This is a genomic window from Achromobacter sp. 1014246743, from assembly GCF_059760725.1.
Map to the genome: position 1 here is coordinate 1 of NZ_JCBANA010000140.1, position 1,986 is coordinate 1,986.

General features: G+C 73.8%; 1 protein-coding gene. It reads left to right on the forward strand.

Annotated features, from left to right (window positions below; genetic code table 11):
- Positions 1-1,986 (forward strand): type VI secretion system Vgr family protein (locus AC6LJ2_RS29970; protein WP_498152751.1); only part of this gene is annotated, 1,986 nt, incomplete at both ends.

Here is a 1,986-nt window from a genome sequence, read left to right on the forward strand (position 1 = left end):
GCCGAGGTGCCGGCGCGCCACGTGGTGCAGATTTTTGCCGACAGCCGTGCCCTGGCCGAAGACGCGGAGTCGTCCAGCGGCGGCGTGCGGTTCCAGCGCGCCAGCGCCACCGAATCGCGCGACACCGTGCAGGCCCTGGTGCGCCAGCGCCGCCGCACGCCCGACAGCATCACGGTGCTGGGCTGGCACGACAGCGGCAAGCGCGCCGTGGCCGCGCAGGCGCGGGTCCACGCGGCCAACGGGCAGGACGATGCAGCGGGGCTGGATTGGTACGACATTGCCGGCCACGGCGGTTTTGCCAACGAGGCCCAGGCCCGCCGCCAGGCGGAACTGGCGCGCGAGGCCGTGCGCGCCCGCGCCGAGACCTTCGCCGGGCGTGGCGTGGTGCGCACGTTCCGCTCGGGCACGCGCTTCACATTGCAGGACATGTCCTCGCTGGGCCCGACGGGCGAGGCCGGGTTCGAGCCGGTCTTCGCGCTGGACTGGATCGAGCACGTGGGCATCAACAACCTGCCGCCCGAAACGCGGGCGTCGCTGGCGCAGCGGCTGGGCGGGCTGGATGCGTATCTGACGCTGGATGGCGAGGCGATTGCCGCGCCGGATGAAGCGGCAAGAGAGCAATCGCTTGCCGAGGACTCGATCTCCCCCGACCCCGCCGTCCTGGCCAAGGCCCGCGAGGTCGGCTACGCCAACCGCTTCCAAGCCGTGCGCTGCGACCGCCCCTGGCGCCCAGCCTTGCCGGAATCCCGCGGCGCCCGCCTGGGCGGCGCGCCCTCGGTTCACGGCGTGCACACCGCCGTGGTCACCGACGCCGAAGGCGGCACGCAACCCAGGCAAAGCGACGAGATCCTGCGCAACAAGCGCGGCGACGTGCGCATCAGATTCCATTGGCAGGCGGGCAGCCGGGACGGCGAGGCCAGCAGCCGCTGGGTACGCGTGGCGCAGCGCCAGTCCGGCGCCGGCATGGGCATTAGCTTCGTGCCGCGCATCGGGCAAGAGGTGCTGGTGCGCTTCCTGGACGACGACATCGACCAGCCCATCGTGGTGGGCGCGCTGTACAACGGCCGCGGCGAAGGCGGCACGCCCGCCACGCCGGGCGGGCGCGCTGGCAGCGCGGCCGATACGCAGGTCTACGCCGCCGCGCGCGACAACGCGCCCAGCGCCCAGGCCAACCTGGCCGCGGGCAACGCGCCGGCCTGGCACGGCGCGGCCGCAGGCGAAGACAACCACCGCAACGCGGCCGCGCTGACCGGCTTCAAGAGCAAGGAATTCGGCGGCGCGGGCTACAACCAGATCGTGTTCGACGACACCGACGGCCAGCTGCGCATGCAGGTCAAGAGCAGCCAGGAGGCCTCGGAACTGAACCTGGGCCATCTCATCCATCAGGCCGGCAACTACCGCGGCGGCCTGCGCGGCGTGGGCGCCGAACTGCGCACCGACGCCTACGGCGCCGTGCGCGGCGGCGCGGGCGTGCTGCTGTCGACCTACAGCGCCACCGGCGGCAACGCCAGCGCCGTGGGCGATGCGGCAGGCGTGCAGGCGCTGGCCAGCCAGACCGAGCAGATGGCGCGTTCGCTGGACAGCGTGGTCGGTGCCCACCAGGGCCTGCGGCTGGCCACGGCGCTGGGCACCAAGGGGCCGCAGGCCAGCGTGCTCGATGGCGACAAGGCGCCGCTGGCGGCCATGCACCGCACCGTCTCGGGCACGGTCGCGGGCGACAGCCTGGATGGCGCCCGCGGCGATGCCGCGGCCAGGCACACGCAGGCGGCGCCAGGCAAAGTGCCGCACCCCACCGATCCCGTCGTGCTGATGGCTGCGCGCGCCGGGCTGGCGCAGGTCGCGGCCAAGCACCTGCAAGTGACGGCCGGGGAGGCCGTGCACTGGTCGGCCGGCAAGGACCAGAACCTGGCGGTGATGGGCGCGCTGCGGCTGCACACCGGCCAGGGCCTGGGCATCGTCGCCGGCCTGCAGCAGGGCGGGGCGGAC